16 protein-coding genes are annotated in these 15,920 nt (G+C 47.9%); all 16 read left to right on the top strand.

What is annotated here, in order from left to right:
- Positions 1-194 precede the first annotated feature (194 nt).
- Positions 195-1,391, top strand: a complete 1,197-nt coding sequence (locus tag A6049_RS21045) for a PucR family transcriptional regulator (RefSeq protein WP_240321503.1) — start codon at positions 195-197, stop codon at positions 1,389-1,391.
- Positions 1,392-1,494: 103 nt separating this feature from the next.
- Complete coding sequence (locus tag A6049_RS21040; RefSeq protein WP_063566522.1) at positions 1,495-2,619, top strand: ABC transporter ATP-binding protein; 1,125 nt, start codon at positions 1,495-1,497, stop codon at positions 2,617-2,619.
- Between the two features lie 263 nt (positions 2,620-2,882).
- Positions 2,883-3,821, top strand: coding sequence for an HPr(Ser) kinase/phosphatase (gene hprK / locus A6049_RS21035; RefSeq protein ID WP_063566521.1), 939 nt, complete (start codon positions 2,883-2,885; stop codon positions 3,819-3,821).
- Between the two features lie 126 nt (positions 3,822-3,947).
- The gene (lgt, locus tag A6049_RS21030; protein WP_063566520.1) at positions 3,948-4,985 is read left to right on the top strand and encodes a prolipoprotein diacylglyceryl transferase; all 1,038 of its coding nucleotides are present in this window, start codon (positions 3,948-3,950) and stop codon (positions 4,983-4,985) included.
- A 6-nt stretch (positions 4,986-4,991) separates the two neighbouring features.
- A complete protein-coding gene (gene ppaX / locus A6049_RS21025) occupies positions 4,992-5,642 on the top strand; it encodes a pyrophosphatase PpaX (RefSeq protein ID WP_063566519.1) in 651 nt (216 codons plus the stop codon).
- Positions 5,639-6,160, top strand: a complete 522-nt coding sequence (locus tag A6049_RS21020) for an acyltransferase (RefSeq protein ID WP_063566518.1) — start codon at positions 5,639-5,641, stop codon at positions 6,158-6,160. Before ppaX ends, A6049_RS21020 begins: the two co-directional genes overlap by 4 nt.
- Positions 6,161-6,656: 496 nt before the next feature.
- On the top strand, positions 6,657-7,850 hold the full coding sequence (locus tag A6049_RS21015; RefSeq protein WP_063566517.1) for an ATP phosphoribosyltransferase regulatory subunit: 1,194 nt from the start codon (positions 6,657-6,659) through the stop codon (positions 7,848-7,850).
- Between the two features lies 1 nt (position 7,851).
- On the top strand, positions 7,852-8,511 hold the full coding sequence (gene hisG / locus A6049_RS21010; RefSeq protein ID WP_063566516.1) for an ATP phosphoribosyltransferase: 660 nt from the start codon (positions 7,852-7,854) through the stop codon (positions 8,509-8,511).
- A 107-nt stretch (positions 8,512-8,618) separates the two neighbouring features.
- Positions 8,619-9,923, top strand: a complete 1,305-nt coding sequence (gene hisD, locus A6049_RS21005) for a histidinol dehydrogenase (RefSeq protein ID WP_063566515.1) — start codon at positions 8,619-8,621, stop codon at positions 9,921-9,923.
- Entirely contained in the window at positions 9,916-10,545 is a 630-nt protein-coding gene (gene hisB / locus A6049_RS21000; protein WP_063566514.1) for an imidazoleglycerol-phosphate dehydratase HisB, read from the top strand. The genes hisD and hisB overlap by 8 nt, the downstream gene beginning before the upstream one ends.
- A 3-nt stretch (positions 10,546-10,548) precedes the next feature.
- The gene (hisH, locus tag A6049_RS20995) at positions 10,549-11,169 is read left to right on the top strand and encodes an imidazole glycerol phosphate synthase subunit HisH (protein ID WP_063566513.1); all 621 of its coding nucleotides are present in this window, start codon (positions 10,549-10,551) and stop codon (positions 11,167-11,169) included.
- A 102-nt stretch (positions 11,170-11,271) separates the two neighbouring features.
- Positions 11,272-12,006 carry a 1-(5-phosphoribosyl)-5-[(5-phosphoribosylamino)methylideneamino]imidazole-4-carboxamide isomerase gene (gene hisA, locus A6049_RS20990; protein ID WP_024634114.1) on the top strand — a complete coding sequence of 245 codons (735 nt, stop codon included), beginning with the start codon at positions 11,272-11,274 and terminating at the stop codon, positions 12,004-12,006.
- Between the two features lie 231 nt (positions 12,007-12,237).
- Positions 12,238-12,999, top strand: a complete 762-nt coding sequence (hisF, locus tag A6049_RS20985) for an imidazole glycerol phosphate synthase subunit HisF (RefSeq protein WP_063566512.1) — start codon at positions 12,238-12,240, stop codon at positions 12,997-12,999.
- Positions 12,992-13,720, top strand: a complete 729-nt coding sequence (gene hisIE / locus A6049_RS20980; protein WP_063566511.1) for a bifunctional phosphoribosyl-AMP cyclohydrolase/phosphoribosyl-ATP diphosphatase HisIE — start codon at positions 12,992-12,994, stop codon at positions 13,718-13,720. The genes hisF and hisIE overlap by 8 nt, the downstream gene beginning before the upstream one ends.
- Positions 13,721-13,731: 11 nt before the next feature.
- Positions 13,732-14,556, top strand: a complete 825-nt coding sequence (hisJ, locus tag A6049_RS20975; RefSeq protein WP_063566510.1) for a histidinol-phosphatase HisJ — start codon at positions 13,732-13,734, stop codon at positions 14,554-14,556.
- Between the two features lie 270 nt (positions 14,557-14,826).
- Positions 14,827-15,774 (top strand): ribose-phosphate diphosphokinase, encoded by a 948-nt coding sequence (locus A6049_RS20970; RefSeq protein ID WP_063566509.1) that lies wholly within the window; start codon positions 14,827-14,829, stop codon positions 15,772-15,774.
- Positions 15,775-15,920 lie beyond the last annotated feature (146 nt).

Below are 15,920 nucleotides of genomic sequence, written 5' to 3'. Positions count from 1 at the left end.
GGGTGTCGAAGGTTCGAGCCCTTCATGACTCATCTTTTGAAAAAGAGTGATTGATCATTAATTTGATTAATCACTCTTTTTTGTTATAGATAAATAAATTAATAATATGGAAACTCTGATAAAGACTGAAAAGGCGATGCTGCGCAAGATATGATAAAATAATAGAAAAAAAGCAGAGTGGTGGCGTTCATTATATGAAGCTCATACCTGATCTAAAAAAACAAATCGAAGCAATTATAGGTACTACATTGGACGAATCCGTGATAACTATAGAAGAATGGAATCAATATGGATTGAGCTCAGCTCACCGTAGAACTGTTCCAGTGGCTCATAATACTCTTACAAAAGAGGCCGAAGGTTTCTTACGTGATGATGAGATGATGGATGGTTTAGCAAAGGATGTAAGCAGTTGGCGTACAGAAGACCAAATATATTTTAAAATCGGGATGAACGAGGAAGAAGGTACTGTTTTATATTGGGGATGCTCTGTTGATGCCGTTACGCTCGAAGTACAGCGTTTAATTGAACTTCTCATTACTAGTCATAGGGAATCGTTAGATGAAGAACAGCCTGTGATATATGAAAACGATAGAGAACAACAGCTTGCTGAATTGGGACAGTGGCTTCGGAAACAGGTTGAGCAAAGAGTTCAGCAGGAACCTATTCCGGATCATTTTTCATTGGATGGAGAATTGAACACAGAGAAAATCCCATTTTTGCTGCAATGTGAGACACCTGATGCTCATCGTATTCGTTCGAAGGAATTGAACAAGTTACTCGAAAGTTACTTCGGTGAAGAGATTATACTGATTCCTGTGGGAGCGCAGGAGTGGGTGTTTCTGGGTGATGAACAGATTGTCACAGGCGAAGCTGAAGAGGATACGACGGAAGCCAGAAAAGATTTATTGAATGCCTTCTGTCAGGGGCTCTATGAATTGGTAGCCAGTGAATGGGCGGGTGTATTTCATTTGTCCGCATCCTTACCGTGTATCCCTGCAAAACAGCTATCTTCTGTCACGGCACTTCTTCAAGAGAGTGTTCACTTGGGCAGAGCTTTCCATGTCGTGCAACACATTCATCTTCCTTGGGATCTGCACCTTGAGCGTTTGGTAGATAGTATTCCTGTGCAACAGCGACTTCGTTTTATACAGGAAACGGGGAAAGGCACTGTGTTGTTTAGTGATAGTGAAACACTGGCTACACTGGAGACCTTCTTCAATCTCGATTGTAATGTCAGCGAGACGGCAAAGCGACTCTTTATTCATCGAAATACCTTGGTATATCGTTTGGATAAGATCAAACAGGAGATTGGATATGATGTTAGAAACTTCGAAAGTGCTGTTCTGGTGCGACTTTTATTGCTTATGTACAAAGTGACGAAAAAGCTTTGATATTTTTGTGCAGTTTGCGAATAGTCAAACATCATGCAAATGGGTTAATATAAAACTACAAAATGTATTCGATTACAAAATGATCTCTGAGGAGGCAACAATCATGGCTGGTGTACGTTTAGAGCATATTTTCAAAAAATACCCGGGTTCTGATAAAGCAACAGTAGTTGATATTAACCTGGACATTAAAGATAAAGAGTTTCTGGTACTGGTAGGTCCGTCCGGTTGTGGTAAATCAACAACACTGCGTATGATCGCAGGCCTTGAGGAAATTTCTGAAGGTAAACTCTATATCGGTGACCGCGTCGTTAATGATGTTGCTCCTAAAGACCGCGATATCGCGATGGTATTCCAATCCTATGCCTTGTATCCGCATATGAGCGTATACCAAAACATGGCGTTTGGTCTGAAATTGCGTAAAGTGAAAAAAGATGAGATCGACAAACGTGTACGTGAAGCAGCTAGAATCCTGGATATCGAGCATTTGCTTGAGCGTAAACCTAAGGCATTGTCCGGTGGTCAACGTCAGCGTGTCGCTCTGGGACGTGCGATCGTCCGTGATCCACAAGTGTTCTTGATGGATGAGCCTCTCTCCAACTTGGATGCAAAATTGCGTGGTCAAATGCGTGCTGAGATCACTAAACTTGCGAAACGTTTGGAAACAACCGTTATCTACGTAACGCATGACCAGATCGAAGCAATGACAATGGGTGATCGAATCGTTGTTATGAAGGATGGTATCATCCAACAAGCTGCTTCTCCGGAAGAGCTTTACAACCTCCCTGCTAATCTGTTCGTAGCTGGTTTCATCGGTTCCCCGACAATGAACTTTATCTCGGGTAAATTGGCTGAGCAAGGTGCTAGCATGCATTTCGTAGCTCCTGGTGTGGACGTTGAAATCCCACAAGGTAAAGCACAAGTGCTGAAATCAAGAGGATACATTGGTAAAGAAGTCATTCTGGGTGTTCGTCCAGAAGACATTCACGAAGAGCCAGTATTCCTGGAAGCATCCCCGAACTCTGTATTCTCTACACACGTAGACGTAACAGAGAACCTGGGTCACGAAATGCTCCTCTACTTGAGCGGTGTAGGTAACGACACTACAATCGCACGTGTAGACGGACGTTCCAACACTCGTGATGGTTCTACAGTTAAAATGGCAATTGACATGAACAAAGTTCATATCTTTGACAAAGAGACTGAAGCAAACGTTCTTCTTCAAGACTAATAGTACTGAGATTCATCGGTAACGATAGAATCTATCAGTTAACGCAATCATACATTGTAATCTGAGCCCCTTCCGTTATTGCTGGAAGGGGCTTTTTTACTCATACACGGGTGGAAGCCAAGATTGCATTCATCCCGGAATTCATTTAAGATTATTTGAAGGTTAGATGCTGTAACAAACAACATGAATGCGCTATTAATGCAATGGAATGACGCTAATGCTGATGTACATAGAGGGCAGCGAATGCTGAAAGGAAGAGACAAATGGCGAAAAAAGTGAAAGTATCTGAATTGGTACAACAATTCCAGTTGGAGGTTGTTTCTGGATCTCACGGACTGAAGAGAGTCATTACTGTAGACGATTTGAACCGTCCTGGCCTGGAAATGGCCGGTTATTTTGAATATCATCCACAAGAACGGGTACAGCTGCTTGGTAGAACAGAGCTGGCCTTTTTTGCAATGTTGCCAGAAGATGAGCGCCGTGATCGGATGCAGCGCCTTTGTACGGAAGAAACGCCATGTATTGTAGTAACCCGTGGACTTGAAGTGCCACAGGAACTGATTGACATCAGTGAAGAACAGAACCTTGCTGTGCTTCGCAGCAACATGGCTACAACGATTCTGTCCAGCCGGATTACTGGATTTCTGGAGAAGAAACTGGCGCCTACAGCAACGATTCACGGTGTACTCTGTGATGTGTATGGAGTAGGGATGTTAATCACCGGAAGCAGTGGCATTGGTAAGAGTGAAACTGCACTGGAACTGGTAAAACGTGGTCACCGATTGATCGCCGATGATGCGGTAGAAATTCGTCAGACATCAGACTTCCAGCTGCACGGAACTGCGCCAGAATTGATCCGTCACCTGCTTGAGATCCGTGGTGTCGGGATCATCAACGTAATGACATTGTTCGGTGCGGGTGCGGTTCGTAATAACAAACGGATTACACTGGTTGTTCGTCTGGAAGCTTGGCAGCAGGATAAACAATATGATCGTCTTGGCCTGGATGAAGAGACGACACGCATCATTGACACAGATGTACCGCTTGTAACGATTCCTGTTCGTCCGGGGCGGAACTTGGCTGTTATCATTGAAGTAGCGGGAATGAACTATCGCTTGAAACAGATGGGGCTGAATGCTGCGTTGCAATTTACGAACAAGCTGACAGCAACGATCTCTGAAGATATGGAAGACATGGACTAAGAAGAGAAGGATCTATTATATGATTAAAGGCCAATTGTTGATGTGTTTTACTCCTTTATAGAGCGTTGGAGACATACAGCAGTTGGTCATGCTTGTGAATGAGTCAATTTATAGGAGTGTGAATGAATGGATACATTATTACTGTTGAACCCGATAGCGTTCTCCATCGGAGCGTTAAAGGTTCACTGGTACGGGCTTATTCTCGGTACAGCGGCACTTGTAGGTTTGCTGCTCGTCATCCGGGAAGGCAAACGATATAACATTCCGCAGGAAGTGTTCATGGACATGGTTCTGCTTGGTGTGCCTTCTGCCATTATCGGTGCCCGCATATACTACGTGGCATTTCGATGGGACGATTATAAGGATAATTTCTGGGATGTCTTTAAAATATGGAATGGTGGTATCGCCATATATGGCGCACTGATTGGTGCGATCATATGTGCAGTCATTTTCTTCCGTCGTAAAGGGTATAATTTCTGGCGTATGGCCGACATCTGTGCACCTGGATTGATCGTTGGACAAATGATCGGACGCTGGGGTAACTTTGTAAATCAGGAGGCCTATGGCGGTCCTGTAGAAGAATCATTTTTGAGAGACAAGCTTCATTTGCCAGACTTTATCGTTAATCAGATGAACGTGGAAGGTGTATTCCATCATCCTGCATTTTTGTATGAATCGATGTGGAGTCTTGTTGGTCTGATCATCTTGCTGGTGCTTCGTCGTCAGAAGTTCTTGCGTGCTGGTGAGCTGTTTATGTCCTATTTTATCTGGTACTCAATCGGTCGATTCTTTATCGAAGCGCTGCGTACCGACAGTCTGGGATTCCAGGCTCCGCAATGGGTTGCCTCCATGGTTAATGGATTATGGTCACCGATGACAGCTATGGGCTTCGAGCAAGGATATCTTGATCCAGCCTACGGTAACGTAAGAATTTCGCAGCTGCTGGCTATTGGGATCATTGTTGTTGCGGTAGTCTTCATCGTCGTGAGAAGAATGACAGGCAAGGCAGATGTACGTTATAGCGATCCGATTGTATCTTCCAAGGTTCCTTCAGAATCATCGGATGATATGGTGCAAACAGGCCCGGTTGCAGGCAAAGAGGACACGGTAACTCCAGTCTCGACCAAAGAGGATCTGAAGCAAGCTGAAGAGAAAAAGGAGTAATGCAACATGATTGACACGGTTTTGTTTGATCTGGATGGAACGATTATCGACACGAATGAACTAATTATTAACTCTTTCCTTCATGTAATGGAGGATTTGCAGTTATCTACCCCTTGGACACGCGAACAGATCATTCCTCATATGGGAGGAACACTGGAGAATCAGATGCGTACGTTTTCTGGGAAAGAGGATGTTGCGGAGTATGTCAAAGGATATCGGGCGTACAACGACGTTCATCATGAGGCGATGGTTCAGCCGTTTCCTCACGTGATTGAGGTTGTTGAGGCTCTTCATGAGGCAGGAATTGTGATGGGTGTTGTCACGACGAAGATTCGTCCATCTACTCTTAAAGTGCTGGAGCGTTTTGACCTGTTGAAGTATATGAAATCGATTGTAACAGTTACCGATGTAACCAATCCCAAACCGCATGCTGAACCGGTGCTAAAGGCGATCGAAGAGTTGGGTGCAGATCCGTCCAAAACATTGATGGTGGGTGACAGCCCTGTCGATATTCAATCGGCACAGAACGCGGGTGCGCTTGCGGCAGGCGTAGCCTGGTCCCTTAAGGGAGAGGCCGTATTGAGCGGCTATAACCCGGATTACATTTTGCACGACATGAAGGACTTGCTTAAGCTGATTGAAACGGAACGTTCATGAGAAAAGTAACCCGCTATCCCGTAGAAGGTCATAACGCACTTTGGCATATCTACAAGACAGTGAGTCCGTGGAAAGGCGTGCGTAATTTTATCTGGATTCAGTTGTCACGGTACTGCCCGATTCTATCGGTCAAGAACTGGATCTATCGTCGCATGCTTGGCATGAAGGTGGGTAAACATACGGCATTTGGTTTGATGGTGATGGTTGATGTGTTCTTTCCGGAGAAAATTACGGTGGGCGAAAATTCCGTGATTGGTTACAACACCACGATCCTGGCTCACGAGTATCTTATTAAAGAGTACAGACTCGGTGAGGTGATTATTGGGGAAAATGTACTGATCGGTGCTAATTCAACCATCCTGCCGGGTGTGACCATCGGAGACGGTGCGGTTGTAGCTGCAGGAGCAGTTGTTCATAAGGATGTAGCTCCGGGAGCTTTTGTTGGTGGGAATCCACTTCGTGATCTGTCTCGCTCGAATGCATCAGCGGAGGATATTGTCATAAAGGCTGATGAGTAATGATTTTGGGAGACGGCCGAGACGGCCTACGGATATATCTGCAAAAGATCATCGCAAAGAATACACGGACGAAAATTAACCTGAATGGGTTCAGTCAGGGGAAGAGCAATAAGTCGAATTGACTGGAGTAAGGAAGCTGCTGATGGCAGCTTTTTTCGTATACAAATAGTTAGACTCATGTTCAGCATTGGGATCAAAATGGAGGATAGTACAAGCCCCCCAAAGGGGCTGTATTGTTGACGATGGATAGTCATTCATGTTATCATATCCCATATCCTTTAGTTTGTTAGCACTTTACCATGTTAAAGAAAAGGGACAAAAGTTAAGTATAGTTAAGCAGAAATGAAGAACACTTACTAAACATTTTCTGAAGGCTGCCTGGTAGCAACAATAAAAATTCAGGTTACAAGATAGAATGGGGATTTACACTACATAAATCCTGTTGAAATAGAACGTCTACCAATCTTAAATTACTGACTCGGGGTGAATAATACCAATGTCCAAACCAAAAGGCTTTGAAAAACCGACAGGTTTTCGTGACTATACACCACATGTGGTGACCAAGCTGCGAACCATTGAGCGGAATGTACTGGAATGCATGGAACGCTGGGGTTACCGTCAAATCATTACGCCAACGATTGAATACTACGATACCGTAGGTGTAGCTAGTTCCACATCGGATCGCAAGCTGTTTAAATTATTGAACAGTCGCGGGACTACGCTGGTGCTAAGATCAGATTTGACAGCTCCGATTGCACGGGTGGTCTCTTCTCTATTAAAGGATGAGAAGCTTCCTCTGCGTTTGTCCTATCATGCGAATGTGTTTCGTTCCATTGAAGAGGAAGCAGGACGTGAGGCGGAATTTTTCCAGACAGGTGTAGAGCTTGTCGGTGATGATTCGCCAGAAGCAGATGCAGAAGTTGTAGCACTTGCGATTGCTTCTTTGCAGGCAGCGGGTGTGTCTTCCTTTAAAATTGCGATGGGTCATATGGGATTTCTGAACGGGTTACTGGAAGAAGTCATTCCGGGTCAAACGGTACAACAGGAACAGTTGAAAGAAGGATTGCTGGGACGTGATTATGTCGGCTATCGCCAATCCATTGAAGCATTGAATCTGGAACCGAAACTGAAGGAGCAGCTTGAAGCTATTTTGCGTCTGCGTGGCGGTAAAGAAGTATGTACACACGCAGCAGAGCTGAGTTCAAGTACTGAAGCAGCACAGTCCATTGCACATCTCTGTGCAGTATTCGAAGTGTTGGAAGCGTACGGTGTTTCTGAGCATGTGCTGATTGATCTGACGATGATTGGTAATTTCTCCTATTATACAGGCATGACGTTTGAAGGGTATGCGGCAGAGCTTGGATCCCCGGTATGCAGTGGCGGACGATATGATAATCTGTTACAGCAGTTTGGCCGTTCATTACCGGCTACAGGATTTGCACTCAAAACAAACCGTATTATCGATGGTGTTCATGGAATTACGATGGAAGAGAAGAAGCCTGTACTTATTCAATATACTTCGGAACACCGGGCTGAGGCTCTAACAGAGGCGGCGAGACTACGCAGCATTGGTCAGAATGTAGTAACATACCTCCTTCCTAAAGATGGGGCAGAGGCTCTAACAGGCAACAAGTCAATCCAGGCTGAGCAGGTTATCACGTACGGATCTGAAAATGGAGGGGGACGCTAAGATGTCGGATATTTTGAAGGTAGCTATGCCGAAGGGCCGAATCTATAAGAAAGCCTCCAAACTGTTCCGTGAAGCAGGGCTTGATATTCCGGAAGACGTGGACGATACGCGCAAGCTGGTCATCGAAGTGCCGGAAGCGGGGATGGAGTTCATCATGGCGAAGCCCGTAGACGTGCCAACGTATGTGGAGTATGGAGTAGCGGATATTGGCATAGTGGGTAAAGACGTTCTGCTTGAGGAAAATCGGGACGTATACGAATTGTTGAACTTGGGTATCGCCCAGTGCCGCATGTCTGTTATTGGACTACCGGACTGGACACCTGGCATTCAGCAGCGAGTGGCAACAAAGTACCCGAGAATCGCTTCCCAATATTTCCGCGAGCAAGGACAGCAGGTGGAAGTAATCAAACTGAACGGGTCCATCGAACTGGCGCCGCTGATCGGTCTGGCAGATCGAATCGTCGATCTGGTGGAGACTGGTCAGACGTTGCGTGAGAATGGACTCGTGGAGATGACGGGTATTCTGGATATCACAAGCCGCCTTATTGCCAATCGGGTCAGTTATCGGATGAAGAATGCACGGATTCAAGCATTATGCGATGCTCTCCAACAGGTCATTCCAGCCTCGAATGAGGTGTCTTCGGGGATCTTTCGGGGATAAATCTAGCATGTAAGATGGAGCAGAAGTAACTAATCGATGATTGATCATATAGCATAAACGGATATTAGAGGTATCACAGGTTATACAGGGATAGGGAGGTTGTACTCATGAAAATTGTACCTGCACGGGAGTTTGATTTGAAGCGGGAAGTGGAATACGGTACACCTGAGCAAAATGAAGCGGTACGGCGCATTGTCAGCGACATTCGCCGGGAAGGAGATGCGGCACTGTTGCGTTACACAGAGCAGCTGGATCGCACGAAGCTGACGGCTGCGGAGCTTCGCGTGCCGCAGGAAGAGCTGCAAGCAGCCTATGCAGCTGTGGAGCCTTCCTTCGTGACGGCGATCCGTCAGGCCGCCGCTAACATTCGTGCGTTTCATGAGAAGCAGAAGCGCAACTCATGGATGGATTGGCAGCCGGACGGCAGTCTGCTGGGCCAGGTAATCCGACCGCTGAAGCGGGTCGGCGTTTATGTACCTGGCGGCAAAGCAGCGTACCCTTCGTCGGTGCTGATGAATGTGATTCCGGCACAGGTGGCTGGCGTGCCGGAGATTGTTTTGGTGACGCCGCCGTCAACAAATGGCGGTGAAGGTATTAACCCGTACATTCTCGTGGCTGCTGCGGAAGCAGGCGTGAGCGAAATGTACCGGGTTGGCGGCGCTCAGGCAATCGCCGCCCTCGCTTACGGCACGGAGAGTATTGCCCCGGTCGACAAGATCTGTGGACCGGGCAATATTTACGTGGCGCTCGCGAAGCGCGAGGTTTATGGCGCAGTCGATATCGATAGTATCGCTGGGCCGAGTGAGATTGTGGTACTCGCCGATGATACGGCGAATCCGGTGTATGTCGCCGCCGACCTGTTGTCGCAGGCGGAGCATGACGAGATGGCATCGGCCATTCTCGTCACAACCTCGGCCGTGCTGGCGGAAGCCGTGCAGGCCGAAGTGCGGCAGCAGCTAGAAGTGCTGCCGCGGCGCGATATCGCTGCTGCTTCCGTGGAGCAGCATGGCGCGATTATTGTGGTCGACTCCATCGATGAGGGAATCGATGTGGTGAACCGGCTCGCACCGGAGCATCTGGAGATCATGGTGCAGGAGCCCATGGCTTACGCTGGCCGGATCGAGAATGCCGGAGCGATCTTCCTCGGCCCGTATAGCTCGGAGCCGGTAGGGGATTATTTTGCGGGACCGAATCATATTATTCCGACAAATGGAACGGCACGATTCAGCTCACCTGTGGATGTGGATGATTTTATCAAAAAATCAAGTTTGATCTATTACAGCAAGGAAGCGTTGCTCCAAAATGGAGCGGCTATTATAGAGCTGGCCCGGCATGAAGGGCTCGAAGGACACGCCCGTGCGATCGCTGTACGGTTAGAACAGGAAGGAAAGGCGGAATCGGATAATGGATAAGCAGAATAATGGTTTGGACCTTCAGAATAAGGGTGCTGTACGTCAGGCAGAGGTAGACCGCAAAACAAATGAAACGAACATTCAGCTTTCTTTTGCCGTAGATGGAACCGGGCAATCCGAGATTGAAACGGACGTACCTTTCCTGAATCATATGCTCGATCTGTTCACAAAGCATGGACAATTCGATCTGAACGTACAGGCGCGCGGCGATGTTGATATTGATGACCACCACACGGTGGAGGATATCGGGATCTGTCTGGGACAGACCCTTCGTGAAGCATTGGGTGACAAGCGGGGCATCAAACGTTATGCGAGTGTTTTTGTGCCTATGGATGAGGCTCTCGCTCAGGTAGTCATCGATGTCAGCAACCGCCCTCACTTTGAGTACCGCGCACAATACCCGTCTCAGCAAGTGGGCAGCTTCTCAACCGAGCTGGTACATGAGTTCCTGTGGAAACTGGCGCTGGAAGCGCGCATTACATTGCACGTTATCGTGCACTACGGACAAAATACGCACCACATGATCGAGGCGATCTTCAAAGCACTGGGACGTGCATTGGATGAGGCAACAACGATTGATCCACGTGTAACGGGTGTGCCTTCCACGAAGGGAGTGCTGTAGACGATGGCGATTGCAATTGTCGATTATGGTATGGGGAACCTGCACAGCGTCGGCAAAGCGGTCGAACGTCTTGGCTACGAAGCGCTGGTCACAGGTGACCGGGATGCGATTCTTGGTGCAGATGGTGTGATTTTGCCAGGTGTAGGTGCATTTGGCGATGCCATGGTGCACTTGCGAGAGAGTGGATTGGACGCTGTGGTGAAGGAAGCGGCAGCTGGACCAACACCGCTGCTCGGCATCTGTCTGGGCATGCAGCTGTTGTTCAGCTCAAGTGAGGAGCATGGCGAGCATGAAGGATTGAATATTATGCCGGGTAAAGTGGTGCGATTCGCACCGGGAGAATTAAAGGTTCCACATATGGGCTGGAATCGTTTGGAGTTCCTGCACCCGGAAAATCCGCTATTCGCGGGACTTGAGGCAAGTCATGTCTATTTTGTCCATTCATATCATGCACGTACGGACGTAGAGAGCGATCTATTGGCAGTAACGGATTACGGACATCCGGTTACGGCGATTGTTGGCAGAGGCTCCAATTTCGGTATGCAGTTCCACCCGGAGAAGAGCGGAGAGCTGGGTATGAAGCTGCTTGGAAACTTCCTGGCGTTGACTGGATCGAAGGCGTAATCATAATCAGCGATCATATGATTTTTTAATTCCATCCTTATAAAATAATACGTAGCTAATCTTATATAGAGCACAAATATGAATATATTCAGGAGGCCTTGTATGTCATCTTTTATCATATATCCGGCAATTGATATCCGGGACGGCAAATGTGTAAGACTTGTGCAGGGAGATTACAATCAGGAGACGGTTTATAACGATGACCCGGTTCAAGTTGCTCTTTCCTGGGAGAAGCAAGGTGGTACATACGTTCATCTGGTGGATCTGGACGGTGCAAAAGCAGGTCATCCCGTGAATGATGAGCTGATCGGGCGTATTGCTTCGGCCGTGAACGTGCCTGTTCAGGTAGGTGGAGGTCTTCGTACAGTGGCTGATGTAGAACGTTTGTTGGGCCTCGGCGTAAGTCGTCTTATTATCGGGACAGCCGCTATTGAAGATCGCGCTTTTACAGAAGAAGTACTGGGGCGTTACGGAGATAAAGTAGCTATTGGTATCGATGCACGCAATGGATATGTGGCGACACGTGGATGGCTGGAGACATCGGAAGTTCAGGCCGAGGTACTTGCGAAGGAACTGGCGGCATTTGGTGCCGAAACCTTCATCTTCACAGACATCTCCCGTGATGGCATGATGCAGGGTCCTAACGTGGAAGCGATCGTGTCTCTTGCGAAGGCGAGTGGCCGTACGGTGATTGCTTCCGGGGGAGTTAGTGTCATGGATGATCTGCTTCGTTTAAGCAAGCATGCGGAAGATGGTGTCGGAGGAGCAATCGTAGGTAAAGCGCTGTATACTGGTAGTATTGATCTTTCCGAAGCGGTACGTGCGGTAAATAAATAATAGCGATACTATATAGGCTCAAATAAACATTGGCACGATAACGGAGAGGACAGAAATAACCTGAAGAAGTGAAACGTTCGCCTTTATCCCCGGATTTTCCCTTTAAAAAAGGATCAAAAAATCTGGGGATAACAGCGCTCGTAAGGTTGTTCTATCATCGGAGTGGCTAGTGTGAATATTCTAAGTTGAACTTATACAGGTATGCGATCATCAGGAGAGAGGAAGAGGAGCATGCTGGCAAAAAGAATCATTCCTTGTCTGGACGTGAAGGACGGCCGGGTTGTCAAAGGCGTTAACTTCGTCAATCTCCGCGATGCGGGTGATCCGGTGGAGCTGGCGGCGCTGTATGACCGCGAGGGTGCGGACGAACTGGTGTTTCTCGATATCTCCGCTTCGGTGGAAGGCCGCGAAACGATGGAAGAAGTAGTGCGGCAAACCGCAGGCGAGATCGCCATTCCTTTTACCGTAGGTGGAGGGATCTCCAAGGTGGAAGACATGAAGCGCATTCTGCGTGCAGGAGCGGACAAGATTGCGGTAAATACGGCAGCTGTGCTTAATCCTCAGCTGATTGCAGACGGAGCACGCCGCTTTGGTTCCCAGTGTATCGTCGTTGCAATAGACGCCAAGTATAATGAGGCTTGGGGCGAATGGGAAGTGTACACGCATGGTGGACGTAAACCTTCAGGGATAAAGGCGCTTGACTGGGTTAAACAGGCGGAGGCCTTAGGCGCTGGAGAAATTTTGCTGACAAGCATGGATGCGGACGGAACGAAGGACGGATTCGATCTAAAGCTGACCGCAGCGGTATCCGAATCGGTACGTATTCCGGTCATTGCTTCAGGCGGTGCGGGCAAGGAATCGCATTTCTATGATGTGTTCACGACAGGCAAAGCGGACGCAGGTCTAGCAGCAACGATATTCCATTACAAAGAAATCGCCGTTCCGGCGTTAAAACAACATTTGAGAGACCAAGGGGTGGAGATCCGTGACTAATGTAAGCAATGAGATTAAGGAGCAGTTATCCTTGGAGCAGGTTGTGGAACACATTCGCTGGAGCGATGGTTTGGTACCTGCCATTGTGCAGGATGCTGAGACACGTCAAGTTCTGATGATGGCTTATATGAATCGGGAATCCCTGAAATTGTCTCTGGAATCCGGTGAAACGTGGTTCTGGTCACGCTCGCGTCAAGAGTTGTGGCACAAGGGCGCAACTTCAGGTAACGTACAGACGATTACTTCATTGAAATACGATTGTGATGGTGACACCTTGCTGGTTGAAGTGAAGCCGAATGGACCTGCTTGCCACACCGGAGCAGTGACGTGTTTCCATAATGAAATCGTGGGCTTGCCAGAACAATCCGCAGATCAGGCTTCAGGCGATTCTATTGCAACGACTGCAAGTGCCAGCTCCGAAAGCCGTTTTGAAGTACTGGCTGAACTGGAATCGGTCATTGCAGAGCGTGAACGTGAGCGTCCGGAAGGCGCATATACGACGTACCTGTTCGATAAAGGCGTTGATAAAATTCTGAAAAAAATCGGTGAAGAAGCGTCCGAGACGATCATTGCCGCCAAAAATAAAGACAATGACGAGCTTCGTCTTGAGGTCAGTGACCTGATGTACCACTTGCTCGTTCTGTTGCAAGAGCGCAAGCTGCCGCTGGATGACATCATGTCAGAGCTGAGCCGTCGCCACGAGCGGCCTCGCCGCGATTAGGAGGCGAGCCTGTGCGTATAGACTATCATACACACCATGAGCGGTGTGGTCATGCGGTTGGCAAGCTGGAGGCTTATGTACAGCGTGGGGTGGAGATTGGGCTGTCGCAGATCGGGCTGTCGGATCACATGCCTTTGCTGCATGTAGACCCCGCTCACTATTATCCTGAGATGGCAATGCCCATGGATGAGCTGCCGCGTTACGTGGAAGAGTGTTTTTCTCTGAAAGAGCGGTACCGTGGTCAGATCGATGTGCGTGTCGGCCTCGAAGGCGACTATATTGAAGGCTGGGAGACCGAAATCCGGGCCATTATTGAACGCTACCCATGGGACTATGTGATTGGATCGGTTCATTTTCTCGGGGAATGGGACATTACGGATTTTCGCCAGACCCATCATTGGGAAGGCAAAGACGTACTAGGAGTCTATCGTCAGTACTATGATGCTGTGAGCAAAGCGGCAGCGACGGGAATGTACGATATTATGGGTCATACAGATGTGATCAAGCGCTTTGGCTTCACTCCGGCACCAGAGCAGACTGAAGAGCGTATAGATCTGGAGAATGCGGCGCTGCAAGCTATCGCGAAAAGTGGCTGTGCCATGGAGCTTAATGCATCAGGATTATCGAAGCCATGCGCAGAGATGTTTCCTGGTCGCCGGATGTTAACAGAGGCCATTCAATTGGGGATTCCGCTGACCCTTGGCTCCGATGCACATGATCCGCTGAAGCTAGGCGATTATCTGCCTGAGGCCGAGGCGCTCTTGCGTGAGCTGGGCTGTACGGAGGTAGCCGTTTTTGAAGGTCGACAGCGCTCGTTCCTTTCTTTAAATGTATAAGGCAGTGGAGTATAATGAGGGTAGGAAATAACCTTTTTAGAGGTAGTTCAAAAAAGTCCGCTTTTGATTACGAAGGATGCCTAATGGCATCATCAGCGTCGAAGCTGGAATTCAGCCGAAATGTTCGTTGCTCACGTAGTTTTGCCTACGCTCCGCTACTCCATTTCTAGCTTTATCCCATCTTCTCGGTACTGAAAACGGGTCTTTTTGAACATTCACTTTTAGACTGATAAAGGATTATATTGGGACTTCAACCCTCGGGAGGGCATTATGCAGCATTCGTTACGTATTTTTTCCGGTTCATCGAACCCTAAGCTGGCAGAACAGGTATGCGACAAGCTGGGTGTACAACTAGGCAAGATCAAACTGTCCCGGTTCAAGAGCGGAGAAATATACGTTCACTACGAAGAGACGATCCGCAACTGTGATGTATTTCTGATACAATCATTATCTCATCCGATCAATGAGTTGTTCGTAGAACTGCTCGTCATGATTGATGCAGCCAAAAGGGCTTCTGCGCGTACTGTAAATATTATTGTTCCTTATTACGGATATGCCCGTCAGGAACGCAAGTCTGCTCCGCGTGAGCCGATCTCGGCCAAGATGGTTGCGGATGTGTTAACTACTGCTGGGGCAAACCGAGTAGTTACCATTGATCTGCATGCAGCGGCAATTCAAGGATTTTTCAATATTCCTGTGGATCACATGACATCATTGGATCTCATCAGTGATTATTTGCTGAGTAAAGGGATTGAAAACCCGGTAGTTGTCTCCCCTGATGCGGGACGAGCCTCGATGGCAGAGAAACTGGCGAATCGTCTAGATTCACCTTTTGCCATTATGATCAAGAAGCGGCCAAGCCACAATGAATCGATTATTACGCACGTTATTGGGGATGTTGAAGGTCGAACTCCAATTATTATTGAGGATCTGATCGATACCGGAACGACAATTCTCAATGTTGTTGAAGGATTGAAGGAGCGAGGCTCCAAAAACGTATATGTATGTGCAACACATGGTCTGTTCTCGGACGGAGCTCTAAGTAAACTTAATCACCCGTCTATAGCCGAGGTGGTGGTCACAGACTCCATCGCACTGCCGGATGATCACCCAGAATGCTTCAAAGTGTTGCCCGTAGCTCCAATGCTTGCACGTGCTGTTCGCATTATTGTGGATGGCGGCTCCATGGCGACGTTGTTTAAAGATTCAGGGATTTAATCATGCAGCACAGATCTGTGCGAATCCAGGTGTATTGTACCGTGTTTGAGTGGTTTGCTGCTCAGCACGGTTTTTGTTTTTTTATGATGGATTAGGGTAAAGATGCGGATGAGTTAAGGAGAAGGAGGGAATCGATTACTGATTTG

This window comes from Paenibacillus sp. O199 (assembly GCF_001636635.1).
Taxonomy (GTDB): domain Bacteria; phylum Bacillota; class Bacilli; order Paenibacillales; family Paenibacillaceae; genus Paenibacillus; species Paenibacillus marchantiae.
This window is presented reverse-complemented; position numbering and strand designations above follow the sequence as displayed.

Coding starts and splice junctions, on each gene's coding strand:
- A6049_RS21040 (WP_063566522.1), top strand. CDS start 1,495: ATGGCTGGTGTACGTTTAGAGCATATTTTCAAAAAATACCCGGGTTCT.
- A6049_RS20970 (WP_063566509.1), top strand. CDS start 14,827: ATGCAGCATTCGTTACGTATTTTTTCCGGTTCATCGAACCCTAAGCTG.
- hisH (WP_063566513.1), top strand. CDS start 10,549: ATGGCGATTGCAATTGTCGATTATGGTATGGGGAACCTGCACAGCGTC.
- ppaX (WP_063566519.1), top strand. CDS start 4,992: ATGATTGACACGGTTTTGTTTGATCTGGATGGAACGATTATCGACACG.
- hisG (WP_063566516.1), top strand. CDS start 7,852: ATGTCGGATATTTTGAAGGTAGCTATGCCGAAGGGCCGAATCTATAAG.
- hisF (WP_063566512.1), top strand. CDS start 12,238: ATGCTGGCAAAAAGAATCATTCCTTGTCTGGACGTGAAGGACGGCCGG.
- A6049_RS21045 (WP_240321503.1), top strand. CDS start 195: ATGAAGCTCATACCTGATCTAAAAAAACAAATCGAAGCAATTATAGGT.
- hisA (WP_024634114.1), top strand. CDS start 11,272: ATGTCATCTTTTATCATATATCCGGCAATTGATATCCGGGACGGCAAA.
- A6049_RS21020 (WP_063566518.1), top strand. CDS start 5,639: ATGAGAAAAGTAACCCGCTATCCCGTAGAAGGTCATAACGCACTTTGG.
- hprK (WP_063566521.1), top strand. CDS start 2,883: ATGGCGAAAAAAGTGAAAGTATCTGAATTGGTACAACAATTCCAGTTG.
- hisD (WP_063566515.1), top strand. CDS start 8,619: ATGAAAATTGTACCTGCACGGGAGTTTGATTTGAAGCGGGAAGTGGAA.
- lgt (WP_063566520.1), top strand. CDS start 3,948: ATGGATACATTATTACTGTTGAACCCGATAGCGTTCTCCATCGGAGCG.
- A6049_RS21015 (WP_063566517.1), top strand. CDS start 6,657: ATGTCCAAACCAAAAGGCTTTGAAAAACCGACAGGTTTTCGTGACTAT.
- hisB (WP_063566514.1), top strand. CDS start 9,916: ATGGATAAGCAGAATAATGGTTTGGACCTTCAGAATAAGGGTGCTGTA.